Genomic DNA, 25,223 nt, shown 5'->3' with positions numbered 1-25,223 from the left:
CTAGAAGATTTTAGCTAGAAAGAATCTAGCATATTGCTCTAATTCTCGTAAACAGGCACAATAGTTGAGATGTCTGATATTGCTCCAAACTCCCACAATGGTCACGATCACAGCTCTACTACTCAGCGTGGTTCAGGTAGACCACCACAAACTGATTTCAATACAGTTTTTGATAATGACCTTGATTATCCTAGGCTTGGCACCGTCAGCTTTCGACGCGGCACCTTGACGGAAAATCAAGAGGCACTATGGGAACAACATTGGCCTCGCCTAGGCACAGTGCTCAGTGATGAAAAAATTGATATCGCTGAGTGGTTTGGGCGAGAAAACGCAAAGACCATCGTCGAAATCGGCTCTGGCACCGGCACGTCTACCGCAGCAATGGCGCCCCTTGAAGCAGATACCAATATCATTGCGGTAGAACTATACAAACCGGGTCTGGCCAAGTTACTAGGCGCAGTTGTACGAAATGAGATTGATAATATCCGTATGATACGCGGTGATGGTGTCGAAGTGCTCACGCGTATGATAGAGCCAAATTCTCTCGACGGAGTGCGTATCTTCTTCCCTGATCCTTGGCCTAAAGCGCGCCATCATAAACGCCGTATCATTCAGTCTGGCGTACTGAATCTCATTGCGACTAGGCTAAGACCTGGTGGGGTATTGCACGTAGCGACTGACCATGCCGATTATGCCGAGTGGATTAGCGAATTAGTCGATGTGGAGCCATCATTAGAGTATATGGGCTTTCCTTGGCCGCAGTGCCCCCAACTGGTTGATCGCCAAGTCATTACCAAGTTTGAGGGCAAAGGTCTAGACAAAGATCACGTTATTACCGAGTTTTTATGGAGGCGAGTATGAGCGAACACTCACAGCAGCACCAAGATACACGCGATACGCTGCTCTTTGTATGGGATGCTCCAAACCTAGATATGGGACTTGGTGAAATCGTTGGTGGGCGTCCTGCCGCAGCACATCGCCCGCGCTTTGACGCTATTGGTCGTTGGCTACTGGCACAAGCAGGCACGTTGAGTCATCGCTGTGGTACTCGTGTAGAGGCGCAAGGCAGTATCTTTGTTAATGTCACCCCTGGAGGAGCTGAAGTAGTGCGCCCTTGGGTAGAGGCACTACGCAATGTTGGTTTCGCAGTCTTTGCCAAACCCAAGCGCACAGAAGAAACTGATGTGGATCCAGACATGGTTGCCCATATTAGGGATCACCTTGCCCGCTCTAGCGACAACTCCAATAATCAAAGCGCATTGCGTGGGGTGGTCATTGCCAGTGCTGATGGGCAGAACTTTGGTGAGGTTATCGAGCAGCTACTAGAGCAATCAGTATCCGTAACTATCCTCGGATTCCACGAACTCTGTCCGTGGGCTGTCAATGATGAACGGCTCACGTTCGTCGATTTAGAAGACATCCCTGGCGCTTTTCGTGAACCTTTGCCACGAGTCAATCTTGATAGCCTTCCTGATGAAGGTGCTTGGTTACAACCATTCCGTCCTCTTTCTGCACTTATTTCTAACAAACAGGATTAGTGGTATATGTTTTCTCTCTGGGGTGGCTTTTCCTATCGCCATCGTCGTATCATCCCCATCGTGGTCACCTTGCTTATCTTGGTGCTCTTTGCGCTATGCGGCACAAAACTCAATGATCGCATGAGCCAAGAAGGCTGGGAAGATCCGCATTCGGCTTCCACACAAGCTGCTGCTATCGAGGAAGAAACATTCGGTAGAGATAGCTCTGGTGATGTCATCATGCTCTTCGACGATCCCTCAGGCATTAGTTCTTCTGCACAATTTGAGGCTATATCTACTTACTTAAGCGAGCTACAACGCAATAATCCTGATCGCATTGCCAGTATCAATAGCTATTTCGATCAAAAGCGCCCACGCAATAAGTCGCTTGTCTCTGCCGATGGCACCACTGCTTTTGCTGCCATTGCGCTCAAAGGCGATGACGAACAAACCCTCAAGGATTTCCGTGCGATTGAGTCACAGCTGGCACCTCACTTTCCAGGAGTATCTGTCAGTGTTGCAGGGGCAACTGCAGTTGCAGACGCACTCGATGAGGGCATGACTCGAGATATTCGTCGTGCTGAACTCTATGCGCTGCCATTGGTCGGTGTGCTCCTGCTCATTGTTTTTGGCTCTGTCATTGCCGCATTCATGCCCCTTATTGTTGGTGGTTTGTCCATCTTAGGTTCTATGGGGGTACTAGCACTTTTAGCACAATCCACACAGGTCAACGTGTTTGCGCAATCTGTTATCACGCTCCTAGGTCTTGGTCTAGCCATCGACTACGGCCTGTTCATGGTGTCTCGTTTCCGCGAAGAACTAGATAAAGGCAACGACGTAGAAACCGCAGTACGCACTACGACGGCTACCGCTGGACAAACAGTGGCTTTTTCTGCAGCCATGGTTGCAGTCGCCCTATCGGCACTCTTGATTTTTCCACAAGCATTCCTCAAATCAGTTGCTTATGGCGCAATTAGCGCAGTTGCCTTGGCAGCACTACTATCCATTACGGTTCTGCCAGCTCTTTTCGGTGTTCTTGGCACCAAAATTGATGCTTTCACCATTCGGAAAACCTCACGAGTAGGTAAGCGTATTGAAGATACGTGGTGGTATAAAATTCCACAGTGGGCAATTAAACACGCCAAAGTAGTTACTGTTGTTATCGTTACTGGTCTTATTGCCTTGGCAGTTCCACTGACCGGAATTAAGTTTGGTGGACTGAATGAAACCTACTTGCCGCCAGATCATCAGGTGCGCGTCGCCCAGCAAAAATTTGATGAACAGTTCCCTAATTTCCGAACTGATCCAGTAAAACTTATCGTCAAAAATGCCTCGAATGATCAGCTCATTCCGATATACGCTCAAGCGAATAAAATCGAGGGCTTAACGAGCCGTTTTAGTTATTCTGCAACTGTTAACGGAGTGACAGTACTATCTGCCGGCATTACAGATAGAGACGACAATGAGCACGTTATTGAGCAGCTGCGTGCGATTGAAGCACCTGCAGGAGTGGAGCTACTCATCGGCGGCACACCCGCTCTTGGCGTGGAATCTATCGAAGCGCTTGTTGATCGCGCTCCTTTTATGGCGCTCTATATTATTCTGGCCACTTTCCTCCTGATGTCTTTGGTATTTGGTTCTATGGTGCTGCCGCTTAAAGCCATCATTATGACCGTACTCGGGCTTGGTTCCACACTTGGTCTGCTCACCCTGATGTTTGTGCATGGTATTGGCTCCGGTATCTTTAACTTCACCGCTGGACCATTGATGAGTCCAGTGCTCATGCTCATCATTGCCATTGTGTATGGGCTTTCCACCGACTATGAGGTTTTTCTCGTTTCTCGCATGGTAGAGGCACGCACCAAGGGCAATACCACAGACCGCTCCATCATAGCGGGAACCGCCCATACCGGCGGCATTATTACCGCTGCGGCACTGATCATGATTGTGGTGTGTGGCGCTTTCGGCTTCTCAGAAATCGTCATGATGAAATACATTGCTTTTGGCATGATCTTTGCCTTGCTTTTCGACGCCACTGTGATTCGTATGCTCCTTGTTCCAGCAGTGATGCATCTACTGCGCACTGATAACTGGTGGGCACCACAGTTTGTCAAAAAACTCAGCGCGAAGATTGGGCATGGTAATCGCGGTGGCATTGCGGTGCCCAAAACAGCAACAGTGCCTGTTGCTCCTCCGCCAACGCCGCCTACGCCAAGCCCTACGCCACCAGCTCCGCCTACGCCAAGTGAGGATACTGAGCTTAGTATTGACGCTGTGCAGCCAGTCCATAACACTGCAAGTCGTAGTGGGCGGGCAGCAACTGATAATAATGAACTTGTTCCCTTCTCTGAGTTGATCCAAAGAATCCGTGAAGAAAAACAATAAGACTCCCGGCGCCATTGGGCGTTTTATGCACAACAAGTGGGTGAGGTTTCTCAGCCCACTTGTCATCTTGTGTTTTGTTGCTTTTTTGCTTCGCGATAAAATGCCTTTCCTTGCCCAGGGCTATGACAATGTGGTGCACGCCAATCCACTCCTGCTCATTGTCGCATTCCTTTCCATCTTTATCTCCATTGTGGCTATGGCAGAGGTTATGCGATTACTCCTTAAAGCAGGCGGCAGTCATATCCCTTTGCGCCATACTTTACATCTGACTCTCGTATCAAACTCCTGGTCGTCGACTTTCCCCGGGGGCGCTGCTATCTCTACGGTGTATCAATTCCATACCATGCGTAAATGGCAGGTCAGCGTGCTCATTAGTTCCTGGTTCATTATTGTGTCAGGAGCACTGTCGACGATGTGGCTCATTGCCCTTGGCCTGATTGCGATTTTCTTCCTCAATGCCAGCTTTTCGCTCACACCGCTGGTATGTTCCGCCCTATTCATGAGTGCCCTTGCTCTGGTAGTCTATGCTGCTACCAATCATCCTCAGCACACTAAGAAGATAGCGGTCAAGGTATTGCGCTTTTGGAATCGCCTTCGACGCCGCCCAGTATTGGATGGCGTCGAAAAGCTAGAAGAACACGTCGATCAGCTTGGGAATGTGCGCTTGTCTTTCTGGAAGTTTAGTTGGATTTCCCTACTGTCTTTGACCAATTGGGTGCTTGATATTCTTGCGTTATGGTTGTGCGTGGGAGCAGTGACTGATGTGCTACCAGGTGTCATCCATATCGAAAATAACACCACGATTCTTGGAGTCACCCTCGCCTTTGTGACCTCTAAAATCGCCGGTACTGCCCAAGTTACCCCTGCTGGGCTGGGTCCAGTTGAAGCCTCAATGACCAGTGCTCTGGTGGCTACCGGCATGACCGTTGCTGATGCTTTTGGCGCAGTCTTTGCGTATCGGATTTTGTCATTTGTGATTATCACTGCCATTGGCTGGCTTCTCTACGCTTATTCCGCTATTCGAGGCAGTGGAGTGCAAGTAGGCGCACTTGCGAGCGAAAAAAATTAAATTCTGCCACTTAAAAGCGCTAAACTAAGAGCTAGTTTTTATAGCAAAGTAGAAAATTGTATAAGAAAGGCTTGCCTCATGAATTCTGATAAGCAAGGGCTAGAAGCATATGTCATGCCCTACTTCCATTTCGACTATGCAGCAATCGCAGTTTTTGCAATTCTGGCAAGAATCGCACACGGTGGCTTGAATGTATTAGAAATCCTCTTTACCTTTTTTACCTTCGCTATGGGTACCTCACTTGCGTGGGCTAACCAGATACGCCGTCTCGCCTCGCCAGAATCACGAGCAAAAGCACCACACTCATCTAGTGTGCGCTTTGGTATTCAAGTATGGCTAGCTACTGTTATCGGCGGACTATTCATCTGGTCATTGATCAATGACAACGCCATTCCACACTGGTCTTTTGTACTTGTAGCCTCGTTCTTTTCTGGTTTGTTCATTATTGGTTGGAGAGTAATCTATGGCTTCATCAAACGTTAGCCTAGATACAGCACGCAAGCGCAGTGCTGAGATTACCCTCCACAGCCAAGCGGTTCACCTCGACCTGAGCCAAGCACCACAAGCAGATACTTTCCCTGTACACACCACGCTCACCCTCACCAGCACTACTGGCGACATTGAGCTGGATTATCTTGGCCAGCAGGTCGATCGCGTAACATTATCCGGCACCGAGTGTGCCTTTGAGTTCGCAGACGCAAAGATACGGCTTAGAGTACCAGCTCGCCACATGATCCAACTCGATATTTGGGCACATTCCCAGTATTCGCGCACTGGTCAGGGATTACATCGGTTCCACGACCCACATGACAACACCACCTATGTGTATTCTCATTCTGAGCCTTCCGACGCACGACGTATCTTCCCCTGCTTTGACCAACCTGATCTGAAAACCATATTCCATACTTCTCTTACCGTTCCAGCAGGTTGGGTGGGATTATCTAATCAAAAATCCGTAGCGCAATCCGTCGATAAGCACGAGCAGGACACAACAACCACATATACTTTTGCCCCTACCCCAGCACTATCAAGCTATCTTGTTGCTTTTGCTGCCGGCCCTTATGTTTGTGCCTTTGCTGATACGTGGACGAGTCCACAGGGGCAGGAAGTAGAGATTGGTGTGTGGACTCGTGCGTCAATGGCACGCTACGCCGACGCAGAAATCAGTGAAATCACCGCACAGGGGTTGAGTTTTTTCCACGAAAACTTTGGTTTTGCCTACCCGTGGGGCAAGTATGACAGTATCTTCGTGCCTGAATATAACCTTGGCGCGATGGAAAACCCAGGCTTGGTCACTTTTACCGAGTCCTATATTTTCCGTTCTCGTCCGACCCAGAGTCAGCACGCGGCACGCGCAAACACTATTTTGCACGAGATGAGCCATATGTGGTTTGGTGATTTGGTCACTCCTCGCTGGTGGGATGACCTTTGGCTCAAAGAGTCCTTTGCTGAATATATGGGTGCTGACGCTAGTGTCGCTGCCACTACATTCACACAGGCATGGGCAATTTTTGCAGGTAATCGCAAGAATTGGGCATATGTGCAAGATCAATTGCCTACGACGCACCCCATTAAAGCAGATATTCCTGATGTTGATGCTGCGCGGCAAAACTTCGACGGTATTACATATGCCAAGGGCGCTGCCGTGCTCAAACAATTAGTGCACTTTGTGGGCAAAGAGAATTTCTATGCCGCAGCCAGGGATTATTTCCGCTCGTATGCTTTTTCCAGCGCCACATTCGACGATTTCCTCACGGTACTTTCGCAATACACCGAACATGACCTCCAGGATTGGGCAACACGATGGTTGCGTACCAGCGGACCGGATGAATTGCGTCCCGAACTCCAACTCTCTGGCGAGCACATTGCTGACCTCACCATCCACCAGCGCTCCTTTTTGCCGGATACTCCCATTCGCCCGCACCGCGTCAATGTTGGGTTTTATCATTTTTCTGGCACGCAGCTCATTCGCACGAGCACCCATGATGTGCTTCTCGACGCCCCTGCCACACCCGTTCCTGTACATGGCATGGCAGCTCCCGACCTCATTGTGGTCAATGATGATGACCACACCTATGCCAAAATCAGTTTTGATCAGCGTTCCTTAGCGAGCATTAAATCTGCCCTGAGCAGTATTGATTCTGAATTAAGCCGTGCTGTTATTTGGACAGCTCTATGGAATCTCACTCGCGACGGCGAGCTGAGTACACGCGAATTTGTGGATATTGCTGCAGCACATAGCTATGGCGAAAGTAATACCAGCGTGCTCACCCATATTGTGCAGCATGCTTTTCATGCAGCTCGCTACTATACCTCCCCCACGCAACAACTGTCTGTTCTAGAGAGTTGGAGTGACACACTATGGGATTTAGTGCACAGCGCACCTCCAGCAAGCGATCAGCAGCTGGTGTATGCCCGTGGGCTTATTCTTGCGCTCAGTGCGCTCACGGCTGATCGTGCCGCACCACGATTGCGTGCCCTACTTGGTGGTGAGGTCCCTGGGTTAGAGATTACCCATGATGTGGAGTGGTCTTTACTTAAGGCTTTAGCGGCAATCGACGCGCTACGTGACCAGGAGCTTGAAGCACATCGTGCGCAAGACACAACGCTTGATACTGAGCTTGCGTTTTTAGAGGCGCAGCACTGTGCGCCTGAGTGGGCGATGAAGGAAAAAATTGTGCATATGGTTGGTCAACCTGGCGCATGGTCGAATGATCAGATCAAAGCCTTGCTGCGTGCGTTTAATGCTCCGCACCAGGTGCCTATGCCAGAGTCTTATGCAGATGAGTTTTTTGCTCAGCTCAGTACTGTCTGGCAAGAGCACCCCATTGAGATTGCTAATCTCATCATCCGAGGACTATATCCTCATATTCCTCGGGCTCGGGAACTCTACCGCAACTATCTTGCCACTGCAAAGGTGCCTAGTGCGCTCGGTAGAATACTCGCGGAGTGTGATGATCAGGTGCGTCGGCAGTTGCATTGTCAGCAACGTACTCAACCAGAGACTACATAGGCGCAATGGTGTGTTTTTTCTCAGTGGTCAGTTCGCTCTTATCAGCTAGCTGTCGCAATGCTTGACGCAAAACCAGCCGTGTTGCACTCGGCTCAATAATTGCGTCAAGGTACCCGCGCTCAGCAGCAACATAAGGGCTAGTCATGTTCTCGTCATAGAAGTCCATGAACACTTTTTTCATGTAGGCGCGCTGCGCAGGATCTTCAATAGCTGCTAGTTGTTTGCCTTGGATCATGACCACTGCAGCAGCGGCACCCATAACTGCAATTTGTGCCGTTGGCCAAGCAAGGTTGATATCACCGGTGAGGTTTTTGGAACCCATGACAGCATAGGCACCACCATAGGCTTTGCGCACAATCAGAGATACCTTCGGCACAGTGGCCTCCACCAACGCGAATGCCAACTTTGCCCCACGGTGAATAAGACCAACTTCTTCTTGCTGTACGCCTGGAAGATAACCTGGAGTATCTACGATAAAGATCAATGGGATATTGTAGGCGTCGCAAATGCGGATAAAGCGTGCCCCTTTATCCGCGGCATCCGCATCAATGCACCCGGCAAACTCTAGTGGTTGATTCGCTAATACTCCTACGCTACGCCCATCGACGCGAGCAAAGGCGGTAATCAGATTAGGGGCAAAATTAGGTTGTATTTCTTGGATGTCGTCATCGTCGAAAAGCTGGGTAAGTAAATCATGCATATCATAGCCAGCGTTTGTGTCATCTGGCATGAACACATCGAGCGCTGATGTATGTGCTACTTCACTGTCTGTTGGGGCGACAAATACTGGTGCGGGGTCATTGCAGGTCAGTGGGAGTCGTTCGAGTAGGTCATGCACATAGTTAAAGGCGTCTTTTTCATCACTGGCTACGTAGGAAACATTGCCGTTGAGTTCTTGCTGACGCGCCCCACCAAGTTGTGCTGAGGTGATTTCTTCACCTGTTACTTCTTTAATGACCGCAGGACCGGTCACATACATTTCTGCTTCGCCGTCGACGGCGATAACAAAATCTGTAGTCACTGGCGCATATACTGCACCACCAGCAGATTTACCCATCATGATAGATATTTGTGGGCTGCGACCAGATAATGGAAGTTGGCGTCGAGCAATTTCGGAATACATGGCTAATGAGGTCACTGCGTCTTGGATACGTGCCCCACCAGAATCTTGAATGCCAATAACCGGGCACCCAATTTTGATGGCCATATCCATAACTTCGCAGACTTTTTTACCGAAGGTAACACCCACTGAGCCACCATATACGGTCTTGTCGTGTGCATATACTGCCACTGGTCGACCGTCGATACGCCCATAACCGGTGACCACACCATCAGAGTATGGCGCGTCAGGTTCATCAGGGGTGCGTCCTAGAGCACCGATTTCCACAAAGGAACCTGGATCCAACAATCTGTTAATACGTTGGCGTGGACTGGTACGCCCAGCTGCATCGCGTTTAGCACGTGCTCTTTCACTGCCAGGATCTTGTGCTTGTGCTAGGCGCGCACGTAAATCTGCCAGTTTTTCCGCCGTGGTAGTAAGACTCACCTATAACTCACCTTTTGTCTCTGTATGCGCATTTTCTGCTTGCTGCCCCTGTAGTGTGGCAATGCGTTCACTCAATGCTCGTCCAACTTTTGCAATTTCTGGTTCATCCACCACAGCCAAGTGATCGCCTTTGAGATGAATAATCTCCAAATCTTTTACGATACTCCGCCAACCGCCGTCTTCGGCAATTTCTGCATATGCTGGTTCAAGTTCAATAGCCCCATCGTGCATTCTCTCTGCCCTAAACAGCATAACTGGAATGTGCACGTCAGCCCACTTGTTCATATCCATGCGATCTAAAATCCGATTGTCTACGAAGGATGCTCGCTGATGCTCTAGCACCCCTGCAGATAATCCGTGCTCAGAGGCGTCGGTAGTAGCAAGAAACTCAGCCATCATAGCCAGAAGGGCATCTTCACCTTGAGTTTCGAGCAGCTCATAAGGAACTGGTATCTCAAGACCATAGGTTTTCTTGGCAAAGGCACTATAGCGTTCCCAGCGTCGCTTGGTTTCTTCTGGTGTGTCGGGGATTGGATTCTTTGGCGACACAGTATCCAAAAGAGCAATGGTGATAATCTCCACATCACTATCGCGGAGCTGATGCGCTACCTCATAAGCTAGGGCACCACCAAAACTCCAACCGCCAAGAACCACAGGATAACCTTGGCTGTATTCTTTGATCTCATCGAGATATGCCGCAGCACGTTCCTCTAAAGACCCTTCGAGCCTCTCGACGCCATACACAGGTATTTCCACTGGTAACCGTCGCATAAGCGGCTGATATACTACCGACGAGCCACCAGCCGGGTGGAACATAAACAATGCAGGTGCTGTAGAGCCTTCTTGGCGAGGGCGCAACACGCGAATGTTGCCTTCCACCTCAGTTTCTAAAGCCTCACGCACTCGGTTAGCCAAAGGCTCTAACGTACGCGCCTCCAACACATGAGCTGGACTAATATCAGCACCACTGCGTTGGGTCAGACGCTGTGCAATGTCTTCAGCTATTTCTTGGGTAATGTCAGGCAATGGACTAGTCACGCCAGCAGCAGCGGCTCCTGTTATTCCTGCCCAGGTAGCAAAAACTAATCGCTCAGAAGCATCTCGTGGGGCAACACCTACTCCGGTACCTACGCCGGTAGCGTGTGGGGCAGGTGCTGGCGCAGCAGAGTCTACTTGCTGAGTATGCTCCTGCGCAGGGCTGTGTTGTTGCAGTTGTTGCCCAGACTCCGGCTGCGCTGATTCTTTTGCTGCCACCATTGTTTCCACTAATGCCACTGCGTCTGCTACTGAGGCATCTCTTAATGCCTGCACATTCAATTCCGGAATGGCAAAGTCATGTTCAATGCGGTTCTTAATGCGCATTCCCATGAGAGAATCAAGACCAAGATCAATAAGTGGCAATTTTCCTGGCAGGTCCTCTACGTCATATCCCATAGCCTCGGATACGATAATGCGCATTCTTTCTTCAATGCTTTGTCCACTTGCCCGGTCCCACACAAAATTCTGCTCTGACTCAGCATGGTGTTCTGCTGGCTTTTCTGTAGGTTCCTGATTATTGAGCACAGGACGTGGGGCGTGCTCAGCCACAATATCGGCAGTGGCGTTTAGACAAAAACCTTCGCTCAGTAGTGTGGTCGTGTCGTCGGCAAGCACATGATAGATTTTGATACTCCACCCTGCGATATTCTGACTAGCAACAGTGGTCAATTCCCCTGAGCTTGGCAGTGCCGCATAGTCTTTTTCTGCAATCAGCCGAGCCCCTGGGGCAATTTCTTGACTCACTGCTTGGAGCAATTGAGCACTCGTTGGCACCTGATCTGCATGGGTAGCAAAAATTTTCGTCCCATCAGGCAACACGATTTTCTTACCTGGGAAGGCACTGTCCCCACCCGAACGTGGACGAGCAGCAGTCCAATAGTGGTTTTTCTTCCATGACATATATGGCGCAGAAACCATGTCTCCTCTACCATACAATGCCGCATAATCTACTGGCTGACCTGCAACATAAAGTTTGGCCAGTACATCATGCAAGGATTGCGCTACTGATTCTTTACGCTTGAGCACATACAATAACTGCGCATCTGGCTTTCCGACGCTAAACGCAGTGCTCATCATTCCCATCAAAGCAACAGGGTGCGGTGAAATTTCTATCAGAGTGGTATGCCCTGCCCCAAAGGCTTGTTCGGTAGCATCCTGGAACCACACAGCTTCCCGAGTACACTTGAGCCAATAATCACTGGTGTGCACAGTAGCACCTGGCGCATAGACTACCCCGCGATCGACGGAGCTAAAGAGAGTAGTGTGCACAGGCTGAGGGGTAATATCAGCGATCTCTGCAGCAAGTTCCCCAAGCAGCGGTTCTACAGCACTGGTATGACCAGCGCCTTTTACATTAAGCAGGCGCGCAAATTTTCCTTCTGCTTCTAGTGCTTCTACCAGCGCCACCACCGCGGCGCGTGGTCCGCCCACTGTAGTCATTCCTGGTGCGGCATAGACCGCTGGCTCAATATCGGCATAGGAATCTAGATCTTCGGCAGATAGCTCTACCACTGCCATTGCGCCAAGCTGATCTTCAGGAAGTGATTGTTCTCCCTCACCCATGAGACGAGCTCGGTGGCAAGCAATGCGCATTGCGTCGTGAGCATTAAGACCACCAGCTGCGTAGGCAGCGGCAATCTCGCCCATTGACATTCCCATGACAGCTGCTGGTTTCACCCCTAGTTGCCCAAGATAGTCAGTCAGGGCAATTTGGATTGCGGTAATTGCTACCTGGGCAGTTTCTGTGTTGTAGGTTTGTTCGTCGTCGGCGACGATGTCGAGAATAGACCAACCGGACTCAAACTCAACAATTTCATCGAGCTGCGCTAAACGCGCACGGAATTGCGGTGCGTATTCAACGAGTTCTTTGACCATTTTACGGTGCTGTGACCCAAAACCTGAGTACACGAATACTGGCCCAATAGTGCTTGGTGCATCTGCGCTATACATACCGGTACTGATTTTTCCATCAGCAATGGTGCGCAAACGCTGTTGGGCTTGTGCTACAGAATCAGCAAGCACCACTGCGCGCGAACGCCCATGATTCCTCCGCGCCAAGGAACGCGCTAAGCCCACAAGATCACTATCAGTGCAGGTATCGAGGAAAGTCGCTAGTTCTTGTGCAGCACGAGCGCGGCGCGAAGGCAACAACCCAGATATCGGCAAAGATACGACCTGATGATCGTGATAGAGTGCGGTATCCGTGCTGCTATCTTGGGCTGATTCTGCTGCGTAGTCGGCATGATCAAACTCGCTGACCACCACGTGTGCATTTGTGCCACCAAAGCCAAATGCAGAAACACCCGCAAGTTTTTTGCCAGAGTATTCTGGCCATTCACGAGGATCCACTACTACTTCGAGGTGATGAGCGTCGAAATCAACATAACGATTAGGCTCGGTATAGTTCAGTGAGGATGGCAGGACATTATGCTGCATAGCCAGGACAGTCTTGAGCAGACCAGCAACACCTGCTGCCGATTCTGTGTGTCCGATATTTGTTTTTACTGATCCAAGCAATGTTGGCTTCTCGACGCTGCGCCCCGTGCCTAATACGCTGCCAATGGCATTCGCCTCTATTGGATCACCAAGAATCGTGCCAGTGCCATGTGCTTCCACATAGTCAATTTCCTGCGGATCTACATCAGCATCAGCATAGGCGCGACGCAGCACATCTACTTGTGCGTCTGGATTTGGTGCCGTAAGCCCATTGGAATGTCCGTCAGAATTGACTGCGGAGCCTTTGAGCACTGCCAGAATGTGGTCGCCGTCGGCAAGCGCATCTCGCACTCGCTTAAGGATCACCACACCTGCTCCGTCGGAGCGCACAAAACCATCAGCATCGTCGGAAAAGGCATGAATTTTACTGGTTGGACTAAATACACCCAGCTCGCCGAAAGCCGTAGAGACAAAAGGCGATGCCAGGATATTTACCCCACCAGCAACGGCAAGGTCTACTTCCCCGCCACGTAGTGCTTTGATGGCATGGTGTGTAGAAACCAACGATGATGAGCACGCAGTATCGACGTTGATCGACGGTCCCCGGAAGTCAAAGGCATAGGAGATGCGATTGGCGATGATAGATGAAGCGGTACCCGTGAGGGCATAAGGGTGTGCTTCGGCTGTATCTGCGGCGATGAGCATTCCGTAGTCATTATTGGTTGAGCCAATAAAAACACCGACGGATTCGCCGCGGAGGGCACTTGGTGGAATATGCGCGTGTTCTAGAGCACGCCATGTTAGCTCTAGCATAATGCGCTGTTGCGGGTCGATATTGACTGCTTCTAATGGGGAAAGCCCAAAAAACTCTGCGTCGAAAGAAGAAATATCTGCCAAATAACCTCCGCTGAGGTTTTGCGCAGCCATGCGACGTTGCATTTCAGTGTCATCAGCATAGGCTGCCCAGCGCTGAGCTGGCGGTTGGGTAATTGCATCTTGACCATTAATAAGCATTTCCCAGAATGCCTCGACGTCCTCTGCACCTGGATAACGCGCTGCCATACCAACGATCGCAATATCGCGGTCAGCAGGGTCACTACTGTTTCCGGCAAAATGCTGGTAGTTATGCTGCGTGCTCGCCACCTGCGGTTCTTCTTGCTGTCCCACTGTTAAAAAGCGTGCTAGTGCAGTAATTGTGGGGTATTCATAAGCAATGGTTGGGTCGAGCGAAATACCTAAGAGGTTTTCTAATTCCCCTGAGAGCACAACAACATCACGCGAGGATAAGCCAAATGCTTGCATGGGGCTGTCGTTATTTACTTCTTCCGACGCTAATCCCGTGGTTGCAACAACCCAATCACGTAACCACGCCTGTAGTTCTTGTGTTGTCATTGCTACCGCAGTATCTGTTCCAGCAACGTGTGCCGCTGCTGTCTCGGAAGTGCGCTGCTCTTGCCCCATGCAGGATAAACCTCAATCTATTATCTACAAAACTCTGTGCCATCCGTATTATTCGGACAGCATACCTATCTGTCTATTATCGACTGCTTACTCATTTTTGTTTCACGCACACGCGCAAAAAAATGTGTAGTCAGCAGCACATATTTTATCTATTTAGCTCAACAAAACCTAGTTGCTCTGGTGATGAGAAAAACCTATAAGGATTTAACTTCATACGGTGTGATTATTGTTGCAGATAGTTCTTTTTATTCACTCTCCGCGCAATTTTTCCTGAGGAGGAACGAGCAATAGCATCGGGTGCCATGATACGAATATCGGCGGGCACAATGCCATGTGCGTCGCTCACTGCTGCGCGGATAGCCTCTATTGCTGCTGCATCATCATGTGCTTGGGCGTTGACATCACGCTCTGCCAAGATAATAAGCTGTTCTACGTCCTCGCCCTCTATCGCAAAGGCGGCCGTCGCAGCGGGTCGGATATGCGCACTAGAGTGTTCAACGGTGTATTCAATATCCTGCGGATAGTGATTACGACCAGCAATAATAATCAAATCTTTTAATCTGCCTGTGATGTACACTTCGTTATCCACAATCACAGCTAAATCACCTGATGCCATCCACCCATCATGAGGTGCCCCGTGAACACGAGAGTTCTCTGCTAACCGTGCAGAAAGAGTATTGGCAAAGGTTGCCGCAGTATCTTCTGGGCGATCGAGGTAGCCTGCGGCCATATTCTCACCATGAGCCCATAGCTCACCTATCATGCCATCCTCAAGCTCCTGCTTGGTTTCAGGATCTACAATGGTCAGATACTGTGGGCGCACCACTTGCCCGCAGGAAGCAATGGCAACACTTGACTCACTTTCCGCGGTCAAAACTGCTCGACCTTGCGCCAAGGCATCCCGATCAAAATGACTAATCAGCGGACGACGATCAGTCTGCGGTGTCGTAACCAGCAAAGACGCTTCCGCCAATCCATAGGATGGACGTAGGACATTCGTTTCCAAACCATAAGGACTAAAGGCCGCCACAAAACTTTCTACTGCTTTTTGAGTCACTGGTTCAGAACCAATGATAAGACCGTCGATAGCGCTAAGGTCTAATTCCTCGCCTTCTTGTGGCAAGCCGTAACGAGCAGACATCTCCAAAGCAAAATTAGGTACCACGGAATAGATATGACCATCGTCTTTACGACGATGCAGCTGACGTATCCACCGCTGTGGTTGCTGCACAAAATCACGCGGTGCCATGAGATCAAATTTTATTCCCAAAAGCACCACAAAAGTTGCCAGAATAATGCCCATATCATGGTGTAATGGCAGCCAAGAAACTATACGCAACGGGGTCTTGAGCTTTGCGGCAGTAAAAATTTGGAGCACATTTGTCACAATAGAGCGGTTAGTGAGAATAACTCCGGCAGGTACCCTGGTAGATCCAGAGGTGTATTGCAAAAAGGCTGGCATATCAATAGGCGCAAGAGCCTGCTGACCAGCAATTGTTGTGCTCTCGACGGGGGTGTATTGGGCAGCGAGAGTGTCTGGCAAAGCGTCGATAGCTATAATGCGTGGTCGCTGTCGGGCAGGAGTATGAGCAAAGAGTGATCGCACAGCCGCGGCAGACGCGGTATTGGTCAGCACTACTGCTGGCTTAGAATCTCCCAGTACAGCGGAAAGATGATCAGCATGCCCAGGTTCACGTGGATCGTAGAGTGGAATGGGGACCATTCCGGCATAAAGCGCCCCAATGAAACCAAATAAATACTCTGGCGAATTATTAGCAAGAATGACAATTTTATCCCCCACCGATGCGATATGTTGCAAGCGTGAGGCAGTGGCTTTAATCCGGGTATTGACTTCTTTGCGAGTGTATGAACTGGGCTGATGCTCTCCCCCATGAGCAGTACCGAACTCCCAAAAATCAAGCACTGTTCGTTCTTGCCCCCCAGCAGCACTATCGGCTTGGTAAAGCATTTCCCCCAACCCTGCTAGGGTGATATGAGGTGCGAGCTTGATGGCACCCTTTTCATCAAAAAATTGCCCTAATGCAGAATGTAGATCCATTATTTCTCCTTGCTTTCGTAATGTTTATTATTATATTACTTTTTAGCACGAAACTTTAATGTATCTTGATAAGGGTTATTGAACCAGGTCACTAATCCAGGACACAATCCACTCACTAGCGGTAGAACCAGGGACAACATTAGGGTTGGTCGCATACTGCGCATGAACAGCATTGCCTTGCACAAGTGACTGTGCCCCCGAAGCAGCGTCGCTAATAGCAGCTGGAGCATCACATACGGCATCCCCTGCAGCACATATTTGGAATACTCGATCACTAATGGTGCCAAAACCACCCGGACGCGGCCCACGCATACTTGCACCAGGAACAATAGGTTGCACCAGTAGTTCCACAGGCTGCAACGCAAGTTCAGCTCCAACACCACCAACAGGATTACCTACGGTTTGTCCCACACCATTCTCGCGACGACCATCAGCCACTAAAGCAATGCCGCGCACCCGCTCTGCCGGGATCACCCCGGTACCAGTACCGATTTTGTTGGCAATGTCACCAGCTATGACTGCGCCTTGGGAAAAACCAGTGATGATGTAATCCGTCGTTGGGCATTGCGCTGACATATTGGCGAGTTCTTCTTCTAATAAGCGAGTTCCCTCTGTGCGTGAATCGTCATAGGACATTTCATTCATCGCATTGATATTTCTAAACTGTGCAGGATATGGCAGAGTCCATACTTTGACTTGTTCCGCGGGGAAACGCTCCTGCAAGGGTTGGGTAATGCTGAGCATATAGGAACGAGGATTAGCAGTGGGATGTATGGGATCATCACCGACTCGTGATTCCCAGGTACCAGGGGCAGCAATGACCTCTACTGCCGGACAGGAATCTGATTGTTGAGATTGTTCTTGGTGTGGTTGCTCTGCTGCAGGTGGCTGCGGTTCGGCCACCTGACTACCCTGTTGCGCTCCTCGGTCAATGAACCATTTTCCCACCCCCAGGAGAATAATTCCTAGTACGACAATGGTTGCGACAACAGTAAAGAGCTTTCTCATAAGCTAGCAGTATGCCTCTCTAGCGGTTTTATCAATCTGTGCTACTAATTCAGCATACTCGAGTTTAGAGCGGTTTTGTTCAATAAGTTGCCCAGCGACAACCTTCGCTGTGGCAGCAGCAATCTGATCATCTTGCGCTTTACACACCAGTGTTCCTGCAGTAATAATTTGGTTTTCCATACCGTTCACATCAACGCCAGCCTCTTTGAGTGCATTGATATAGCGCTGATCGTCTGGCGAAAGTGCCAATACCCCAGCAGGGATCTCACTAATCTCTTGACCAGCACGATCGGATACCGCAGCACTATCCTGTGCCACTGGTGCGCTACCACTACTGCTGGTAGTAGTCGGAGTGCTGCTTGCACTTGCGCTTCTTGTCAAAGGTGGCACAGAAGTAGCATCACTATCGGTTTCCACTGTAGCGCTACCACAAGCACTAAGCACACAAGCAGCACTGACGACGACAAGGCCACCCAAGCTAGTCCGTAGGCTTTTCGGAATTATTAGAGGCATTAGTTCTTCTCTTCCACAATACGACCATTAACTTGACGGATAATACCGCGCTCAAACTTCATTTCTTCGCCACCAGCTGGAATTGCTGCTTGATCTTCTCGTGGGAAACCATATTCGCCTTGCTCAAAGCCCTGCTTAGCCCAAGCGTCGAAGATATCACCACGTTTAATGAAATGAGCGCCTGTAGGCTCTGACCAGTACATTATGGCTTTCTCAAACTCTTGATAGCTGCCACCCTTCACAGGTATTTCGTTGGTGGTGGGCAATCCGAGAGTCTCCGCAAGCTCGCCATAGCGCTTAGCAAACTCTCCCTTGAATAGGAAGGTCTTATTTTCTTTATTGCGTAAGATGAAGCCGCCCTGGAATTGCTGAGTCAAAATGTCGTCTTTCATCACAGGCTCGGCAACTGGCAGACCAAGCTCGCCCTTTTCCCAGCCCACTGTGCCCCACGTATCCACAAAATCACGAGGTACCGCATGGGCACCAGTTTCTTCAGACCAATACACTGCGCCGCGCTCGAACACAGCAAAGCCGCCATTATCGAGGCGATTTTCTTCAGAAACCGGGAATCCTAGCCATGAGGTTGGACCACCGATCTTAGAGTAGTACGCATTGATTTTTCCTGTGAGCGCCTTTGCTCCGGTATTTTCCGACCAATACACTCGCCCGCCGACGAAATCCTCAGCTTTTCCTGCGCCAAGAGGATATTCATTATTGGTACACGCCCCTAATCGACCATCTTTTACCGCCTCAGCAATAACGCCCACAGCAGCGCAAGAAGAACCACGGTCAGCGTCGCCAAGCCCAAGGGAATCGGCGATATACGGCCATGCTTGAGCAATCTCAAATTGCCAATATGGCCAGCTATGCACTCCAGCTGGGCGGAATTTCTGCACAACCTCCACGCCTTGACGCTTAGCGGTATCGACAAAAGTTTGGGTTGTCATGCGCGACACAACCTCTAAACCACGACCAGCATAGTTTGCACGATCTGTTGCTACAGATCCTGGCTGACCAAAGTCATCACGCCCGGTACCAGCAGAAACATAGGTGGTAATACCTCTGAGTTTTTCTACCCCCAATTTTGGATCATGGTCTTTCCAGCCCTGTGAGCCAGGCTCACCCCACATTGCAGTGGAATCATAGCCACCCACCTCTGCTTGAGCACCACGTATTGCTTCAGGCATTCCTTTGGAAGTGACGTCGAGATAGCCAGAGAAAGAACCAACAAACTTAAAGAGTTCAGGATGGTGCTCAGCAATGTTGACTGCTGCTGTAGCCCCCATAGAGATACCTGTGATTGCACGGTCGTCGTTAGTTCTAAAGCCCTCGCGCAACACTGGAATAAGCTCATTGATGAGGAAGGATTCCCACTTGTAGTTTTTGCCGTTATTTGGGGTTTGCCAATCTGCATAGAACGAGGACTCGCCGCCCACAGGCAAGATGACATTGACATTTTTATCAGCGAAATACTGTGCGATATTGGTATGGGCAGTCCAACCGTTTTCAGTGTCAGAAGCTCGCAATCCGTCTAGTGCCCACACAGCTGGGAAGGAACGATCCGGAGCGGCAAACCAATCACGTGCCAACAACATCTGTACCTGTATTGGTTGCTCAGGCATGACAGCAGAGCGAATGAAAATAGCTATACGACGATCACTCAACCACTCTACTCGGTCAATGCTGACCCCATCAGGTAAACCGGTAAGCACTGGATGCTCAGTTCGATTTGGTGCTTGTCCAGCATCTTGCGGTTGTGCAATTTGTGAAACTTGTGTTGCTATTTTATCAACTACTTCTTGCGCATGAACATGAGCAGGCACAATCATTGCACCAGTAGCAATGATTGTTGGTACTGCCAGTGCTTTCATCAGCACGGGCGTATGCCGTTTCATCTTCAACACAGTCTCACGCATGGCGGAATCCTTTTTCTAAAATTATGTAGACCGAACTTTATGAACTTTATTAACCTTAAGTTTAAGTTCAACTTGAAGGTTTCGGCTAAGACACACCGCACGGATTCCGCAAACCTTGAGATACAAAACCCGCGCCCAATAGGGCACGGGTTTCATGCGAAAATAAAGACTTAAAAATTACCAAGCATTCATAACATTCAAGATGCGGTCATGCGTCTTAGAAAGCTGAGAATCAAACTGTGCCCAGCTGTGGATACCAAGGATTGGGTAATCAGAAGTAACATTGATGCCGGTAAGGCGTGCTTTTGCTTCCCATACAAGAGTGCTTTCGCGGCTGAGAAGTTCTAATGCAGCACCATCAGCAAAGTATTGTGGTGCAGAAAGATCTGGCAAATCAGGAATACCACTTGCTGCAGAAACATAAACATCTTTACCGCGTAGTCCGTCCATGTTCCAGAATGGGTCGTTCTCAAAACGTGCAGGAGAAATATAGCCACCATACATTGAGTTGATGTTAAAACCACCTACTTGAAGCAACGCAATAGCCAGAAGTGGATACATACCTGGTGAATTCATAGTTAGCACACCAGAGTAGGACAGTGCCTGACGGAATTGATCCGTATGCTTTGCAGCAAGGTTAAGAGCAGCAGTACCACCCATAGACAGACCAGCAACGGAGTTGTTATTACGCGCTACACCAAAGTTCTGCTCAAGATAGGTAGGCAATTCATTAGCTAGGAATGTTTCCCAGCGATAAACAACCCCACCTGGTAAAAATGTTGCTGGTGAGTTCCAGTCAATATAGAAAGAACCTGCACCACCAACAGGCATAACAAGAGTGATGTTATTATCTACGAATTTTGCTGGTGCATTAGAGAAGTGAGTCCATGCGTTTTCGGTATCTGTAGCACGCATACCATCAAGAAGGTAAAGAGCTGCATTACCGCCACGAGCAGCTGGCTGAATCTGTACCGGGATATTGCGCCCCATAGATGGAGAAAATACATCGCAACGCTGCACCCAATACTGAACAGCATCCCATTCACAAGTACCAGTAGCATCTGCACGCAATGCCTCACGTGGATTAGCTGAAGCAACTCCAGTACCAGCAACCATAACACTGGCAGCTGTTGCCACTACAGCTAGGGCAGCAGTAGCCTTTTTCCCTGCATTACGCAGCCGAGATACAAAACTCATAATTCTCCTAGAAAATAAAACCTTGAAGCAGCTCACACCCATAATTAGGTATAGAAACTATCCCCTCGTCTTTTCTCATATCTGCATTATGATTCAATTCGTTACACAATTTTCTATTTTTTAGAAAAAGAAAACTTGAACAGAAAAATCAGTAACAGCGATGCTATACGACTTTCCCACTATAACTCACCTTTTAGGGCTAATCAACCGTCATGCACTACGCCACATAAAAACTCTATTGAAGCTGCACACAACAAAAAATCTCGTGGGGATCTACCAGACTAGCTAGCAGCTCACCACGAGAGGAATATGCGCACAGTCGGCGCAGGCAATCACGCCATCACGCAATCAACCAATCAAGCAAAAGTAGGGATGATATATACAGCAGTAGCAATACACGCCACCCACGCTAGTGCAAGGATTTGGAGCGGGCGGTCAGACAGCGCCAACTCATCTGGAGCACCACCATTGCCACGGTCGACGTCGGCAGCATAGCGCAAAATCGCCACGGTAAACGGCACCATAGACACTTGATACCAAACAGAAGCAGCCGAATTGTCACTGTGAGCAGCCATCTCAAAGCCCCAAAGCGAGTAGGACATCACCACAGCTGTAGCAGAAAGCGTCCAGACAAAACGCAAATATGTTGGTGTGTAGCCTTCGAGAGCTTTTCTAATTTTTGCGCCAGATTTCTCCGCGAGCAAAATCTCTGCATAGCGCTTGCCTGATGCCATGAACAAGGAACCAAAGGCAGCAACCAACAGGAACCACTGGCTAAGGTCAATGCCAGCCGCAACACCGCCACCCATAGCGCGAAGCATAAACCCAGAGCTCACCAGGGCAATGTCGATCACTGGTTGATGTTTCCAGCCGAAGCAGTAGCCCAACTGCAAGGCAATATACACAGAGATAACTATTGCTAAGCCATAGCTAGAGCTAGCGAGAAAACTCACCCCAATAGCAGCCACAATCAGCCCCACTGCCATGATATACGCCAGGCTAATAGGCAAAACACCAGCAGCAATAGGTCTAAAACGCTTAGTTGGGTGTGCTCGATCAGCTTCCACGTCCCGAGCATCGTTAATCAAATAGATTGATGATGCTGCCATACAAAATACGATGAAAGCAATAAGCACATCAAGCAGTGTTCTCTTATCCAAGAGCACATCGGTACCCGCCGCCATTGGTGCAGCAAGCACCAACACGTTTTTTACCCACTGCTTTGGGCGCAATGCCTTATAGATACCGTCGATAAGATTTTTTGGTGGCTTGCGTTTTTTATTATTGTCGAGTCCTTCGGTATGTGGCTCAGAACCAATAATGGCGGTTTCTTCTGCCATTTATTTACCTCTCCCCAATCGTTCGACGGATGTAGCGGTCACAGCACCCAATGCTGCACCGGCGAGCACATCAGTTGGATAGTGCACGCCAAGAACCATACGCGACAACATCATTGCTGGCACGCCGATAAGCGGCAAAGAACTCTTGGCCAATAAGGAAATACTCACCAATGCCGCAGTGGTCGACGTGGCGTGCGAACTTGGAAAACTCAACTTGCTTGGTGTTGCTACTCCGATTTTTATTCGAGAATCATGTGGACGCTTTCGACGCACAATGCGCTTGATAACCACACTAGCTGCATGAGAAATAAAAGCAGAGGCAATTACCTTAAGCCAAGGAGCCCGTCGCTTGCGGTCGATAAGCGCCCCAAGAGCACCTATGCCCATCCAACCAAGAGCGTGTTCGCCAAAGTGCGACATACCACGCGCTATCTGCAGCGCCCCGGGCTTATCGACGCACCGCTTTTGTATTTCGACAAGAATGTCTGCTTCGAGTTGTTGCTTAGCCATCTACCTCTAGCCTTACTTGTGAGTATCTGCAGCTGCGTCTGCATCAAAAATCTGTGACCACGCTTGTTTAGTCGTCAGATTCGGAATTGCGTTACGGTACTGGTGCTGCAAATCAGCAAATTTCTCGGCGACTTCCTTTTGCAGACGCCAAGACTCAGCAAGCAATTCCTTCGCTTTCGCCAGGTCACGCTTGCGATACACTACGCCACGACCGTCGGCAGTAGTAACTGTGGCACCATCTAGACGCGAAAGGCTAAACCAGCGCGCCTCGATAGGAGCCAAATTCGCCTGAGGTACTTCATGGTGCTGCTTATCTTCTTTACGCAATGAGTGCAACAATCCCTTGGCCATCCAGGCAGCCTTGCGCGCCTGCATAAACCTACCGCCCACGAACTTAATAGGCACTCCCTGTGGCAAACCGCTTGGTTTTGGCAGCTCGGCAGCAGTAGGAAGCACAACCGCATCCGAGTAATTCTTCCGAATGGCTGCGATACGAGGCAAAGAGCTTTCTAGAATATCAAAGAGCTGGTCAGGACCTGCGAGGAAGTCTTTCATTGCCTCATTTTGGATAGCAACAGTGGAATACTCTTGACAAATAAGATGCTTGATCGTTGCTTTTCGCATACTGAGGATAATGCCCTCGACGCCCCCCTCATGGTGCATTGCTGCCACGATAAGTCGATTACGCAAGTGGAAATAAGCCTGCCAGTCGATAGCGTCGTCTTTATCACTCCACGCCATGTGCCAGATTGCCACGCCCGGCCAGGTCGCAGTGCGATAACCATGCTTACCAGCACGCAAACCATATTCCGCGTCGTCCCATTTAATGAACAGTGGCAAAGGTTGTCCAATTTCTTCTGCTACAACTCGTGGAATCATACACATCCACCAACCATTAAACTCAGCGTCGATACGGCGATGCAGATCAACTGAGCTCTTTTCATGCCAAGGATTACGCTCCGATAGCGGGAACTCGGCAAAGTCGTGGTCATAGTGAACGTGTGGCGCTGAAGTCCACATGAAATCAGCGCGGTTAATGACCTCGCCCATAGTGTGCAAGTGGCTACGCTCTTGCAAATTAAGCATTTGACCACCCACAAGAATTGGCGTCTTTGCATAACGCGCAATTTGCAACGCACGCAAAATAGAGTCCGGCTCAATGGCAATGTCATCATCCATGTAGAGAATATAAGGACTCTTCTTCGCCCCCGCTGCACCAGTACCATCACTGCCACCCAGTGCCTCATACATAATGCGCGAGTAACCACCAGACCCGCCGAGGTTGCCCTGACGGAACTCAAAGAATCGCTTGCCAAAATGAGCCGTTGCCGCAGCATAACCTGGCTCATCGGCAGGGTGCTTATTGCCCTGGTCAGGCATAATGACTGTATCGATCACTGCATCTACCTCAGGATCGCTGGCCAATGCTTCCAAAGCAGCAACCGCATCTGTCGGGCGGTTGAACGTCGGGATACCCACAGTTACTCGCGGCTCAAATGGGCCAACCTGGGTACCATCAGGCAAAATCTGTGCTTTAGGTGCATGAGGCGCATACCAGCCAGCTTCTACAATGGTGGCATCAGTCTCAGCGGTCAGATCAAACCACAACCAACCGCCATCCTCGAAAGGTGCCAGAGAAAGCTCAAATTTGGCGGTGCCGTCGCTAACGACCTGCCCCTCCACAGCAATACGCGCGCCGTCAATTTTAGAGCGGTACACATCAACGCGCGCAGTGCCAGAGATTTCCACTTTGAGAATTACAGTGTCGAGTTGGGACCAACGTCGCCAGTAGCTGGCGGGAAAAGCATTAAAATATGTTAAGAAACTAAGTTCGTTACCAGCAGAAATGGTGACTGAATTGCGATCAGACCACGTTGCACGCTCAGTGTTATGCGAACTCTCAATCAAATACAACATCCGCACATCACGTGGCTCGCCCGCCCGTGGAAGTACAAATCGTTGCAGTTTCTCTTCAACACCCATTTATGCTGTAACCTTTCAGTTCTTGTGAGTAGCGGTAACATACAGTTCCGCTCTACCAGCGTAGTCGGTTTATACGTTCTGTTCAGTTTTGGCACGCTCTTTTAGCTTGTGAACCCACATTTTAGCTTTTCGACGTTGTGTTGAATGTGAAAAGTGGGGTGGTGCTTTGTCACACCACCCCACATCTGCACCCGCACTATACGTGCTATACGTGTGCAGGACATACCATCCC

16 protein-coding genes are annotated in these 25,223 nt (G+C 49.7%); 6 read left to right on the top strand and 10 right to left on the bottom strand.

Going from position 1 to position 25,223, the window contains the following annotated elements:
• Positions 1-69: 69 nt before the first annotated feature.
• From trmB to pepN, 6 genes are all read left to right on the top strand, one after another.
• Entirely contained in the window at positions 70-861 is a 792-nt protein-coding gene (gene trmB / locus FQV43_RS01275; protein WP_146338302.1) for a tRNA (guanosine(46)-N7)-methyltransferase TrmB, read from the top strand.
• A complete protein-coding gene (locus FQV43_RS01270) occupies positions 858-1,538 on the top strand; it encodes an NYN domain-containing protein (RefSeq protein WP_146338300.1) in 681 nt (226 codons plus the stop codon). Before trmB ends, FQV43_RS01270 begins: the two co-directional genes overlap by 4 nt.
• A gap of 6 nt (positions 1,539-1,544) precedes the next feature.
• Entirely contained in the window at positions 1,545-3,902 is a 2,358-nt protein-coding gene (locus tag FQV43_RS01265; RefSeq protein WP_146338298.1) for an MMPL family transporter, read from the top strand.
• The gene (locus FQV43_RS01260) at positions 3,886-4,971 is read left to right on the top strand and encodes a YbhN family protein (protein ID WP_246846934.1); all 1,086 of its coding nucleotides are present in this window, start codon (positions 3,886-3,888) and stop codon (positions 4,969-4,971) included. Before FQV43_RS01265 ends, FQV43_RS01260 begins: the two co-directional genes overlap by 17 nt.
• A 78-nt stretch (positions 4,972-5,049) precedes the next feature.
• Complete coding sequence (locus FQV43_RS01255) at positions 5,050-5,454, top strand: DUF3054 domain-containing protein (RefSeq protein ID WP_246846933.1); 405 nt, start codon at positions 5,050-5,052, stop codon at positions 5,452-5,454.
• Positions 5,435-7,984 carry an aminopeptidase N gene (gene pepN / locus FQV43_RS01250; protein WP_146338296.1) on the top strand — a complete coding sequence of 850 codons (2,550 nt, stop codon included), beginning with the start codon at positions 5,435-5,437 and terminating at the stop codon, positions 7,982-7,984. The genes FQV43_RS01255 and pepN overlap by 20 nt, the downstream gene beginning before the upstream one ends.
• On the opposite strand, the gene FQV43_RS01245 is transcribed toward pepN, so the two are convergent.
• The 10 genes from FQV43_RS01245 to FQV43_RS01200 form a co-directional block, all read right to left on the bottom strand.
• Positions 7,977-9,530 carry an acyl-CoA carboxylase subunit beta gene (locus FQV43_RS01245; RefSeq protein ID WP_146338294.1) on the bottom strand — a complete coding sequence of 518 codons (1,554 nt, stop codon included), beginning with the start codon at positions 9,528-9,530 and terminating at the stop codon, positions 7,977-7,979. The two genes, pepN and FQV43_RS01245, sit on opposite strands and share 8 nt — an antisense overlap.
• On the bottom strand, positions 9,531-14,396 hold the full coding sequence (gene pks13 / locus FQV43_RS01240) for a polyketide synthase Pks13 (protein WP_146340324.1): 4,866 nt from the start codon (positions 14,394-14,396) through the stop codon (positions 9,531-9,533).
• A gap of 292 nt (positions 14,397-14,688) precedes the next feature.
• A complete protein-coding gene (locus FQV43_RS01235) occupies positions 14,689-16,524 on the bottom strand; it encodes a FadD32-like long-chain-fatty-acid--AMP ligase (RefSeq protein WP_146338292.1) in 1,836 nt (611 codons plus the stop codon).
• Positions 16,525-16,599: 75 nt separating this feature from the next.
• Positions 16,600-17,532 (bottom strand): cutinase family protein, encoded by a 933-nt coding sequence (locus tag FQV43_RS01230; protein ID WP_146338290.1) that lies wholly within the window; start codon positions 17,530-17,532, stop codon positions 16,600-16,602.
• Positions 17,533-17,535: 3 nt separating this feature from the next.
• Positions 17,536-18,045, bottom strand: a complete 510-nt coding sequence (locus tag FQV43_RS01225; RefSeq protein WP_146338288.1) for a DUF732 domain-containing protein — start codon at positions 18,043-18,045, stop codon at positions 17,536-17,538.
• On the bottom strand, positions 18,045-19,961 hold the full coding sequence (locus FQV43_RS01220) for an alpha/beta hydrolase-fold protein (protein WP_146338287.1): 1,917 nt from the start codon (positions 19,959-19,961) through the stop codon (positions 18,045-18,047). Before FQV43_RS01220 ends, FQV43_RS01225 begins: the two co-directional genes overlap by 1 nt.
• Before the next feature lie 177 nt (positions 19,962-20,138).
• A complete protein-coding gene (locus tag FQV43_RS01215) occupies positions 20,139-21,158 on the bottom strand; it encodes an alpha/beta hydrolase family protein (protein ID WP_146338285.1) in 1,020 nt (339 codons plus the stop codon).
• Between the two features lie 356 nt (positions 21,159-21,514).
• Positions 21,515-22,498 (bottom strand): decaprenyl-phosphate phosphoribosyltransferase, encoded by a 984-nt coding sequence (locus FQV43_RS01210; protein ID WP_144273775.1) that lies wholly within the window; start codon positions 22,496-22,498, stop codon positions 21,515-21,517.
• Positions 22,499-23,008 (bottom strand): phosphatase PAP2 family protein, encoded by a 510-nt coding sequence (locus tag FQV43_RS01205; RefSeq protein ID WP_146338284.1) that lies wholly within the window; start codon positions 23,006-23,008, stop codon positions 22,499-22,501. It abuts the gene before it with no gap.
• Between the two features lie 12 nt (positions 23,009-23,020).
• Complete coding sequence (locus tag FQV43_RS01200; protein ID WP_146338282.1) at positions 23,021-24,991, bottom strand: glycosyltransferase; 1,971 nt, start codon at positions 24,989-24,991, stop codon at positions 23,021-23,023.
• Positions 24,992-25,223 lie beyond the last annotated feature (232 nt).

This window comes from Corynebacterium sp. sy039, assembly GCF_007904105.1.
GTDB lineage: Bacteria > Actinomycetota > Actinomycetes > Mycobacteriales > Mycobacteriaceae > Corynebacterium.
Note: the sequence above shows the minus strand (reverse complement) of the source record. Positions and strands in the feature narration are given on the sequence as shown.

Coding starts and splice junctions, on each gene's coding strand:
- FQV43_RS01230 (WP_146338290.1), bottom strand. CDS start 17,532: ATGAGAAAGCTCTTTACTGTTGTCGCAACCATTGTCGTACTAGGAATT.
- FQV43_RS01270 (WP_146338300.1), top strand. CDS start 858: ATGAGCGAACACTCACAGCAGCACCAAGATACACGCGATACGCTGCTC.
- FQV43_RS01220 (WP_146338287.1), bottom strand. CDS start 19,961: ATGCGTGAGACTGTGTTGAAGATGAAACGGCATACGCCCGTGCTGATG.
- FQV43_RS01235 (WP_146338292.1), bottom strand. CDS start 16,524: ATGGATCTACATTCTGCATTAGGGCAATTTTTTGATGAAAAGGGTGCC.
- FQV43_RS01205 (WP_146338284.1), bottom strand. CDS start 23,008: ATGGCTAAGCAACAACTCGAAGCAGACATTCTTGTCGAAATACAAAAG.
- pepN (WP_146338296.1), top strand. CDS start 5,435: ATGGCTTCATCAAACGTTAGCCTAGATACAGCACGCAAGCGCAGTGCT.
- trmB (WP_146338302.1), top strand. CDS start 70: ATGTCTGATATTGCTCCAAACTCCCACAATGGTCACGATCACAGCTCT.
- FQV43_RS01210 (WP_144273775.1), bottom strand. CDS start 22,498: ATGGCAGAAGAAACCGCCATTATTGGTTCTGAGCCACATACCGAAGGA.
- FQV43_RS01215 (WP_146338285.1), bottom strand. CDS start 21,158: ATGAGTTTTGTATCTCGGCTGCGTAATGCAGGGAAAAAGGCTACTGCT.
- FQV43_RS01265 (WP_146338298.1), top strand. CDS start 1,545: ATGTTTTCTCTCTGGGGTGGCTTTTCCTATCGCCATCGTCGTATCATC.
- pks13 (WP_146340324.1), bottom strand. CDS start 14,396: ATGACAACACAAGAACTACAGGCGTGGTTACGTGATTGGGTTGTTGCA.
- FQV43_RS01200 (WP_146338282.1), bottom strand. CDS start 24,991: ATGGGTGTTGAAGAGAAACTGCAACGATTTGTACTTCCACGGGCGGGC.
- FQV43_RS01225 (WP_146338288.1), bottom strand. CDS start 18,045: ATGCCTCTAATAATTCCGAAAAGCCTACGGACTAGCTTGGGTGGCCTT.
- FQV43_RS01255 (WP_246846933.1), top strand. CDS start 5,050: ATGAATTCTGATAAGCAAGGGCTAGAAGCATATGTCATGCCCTACTTC.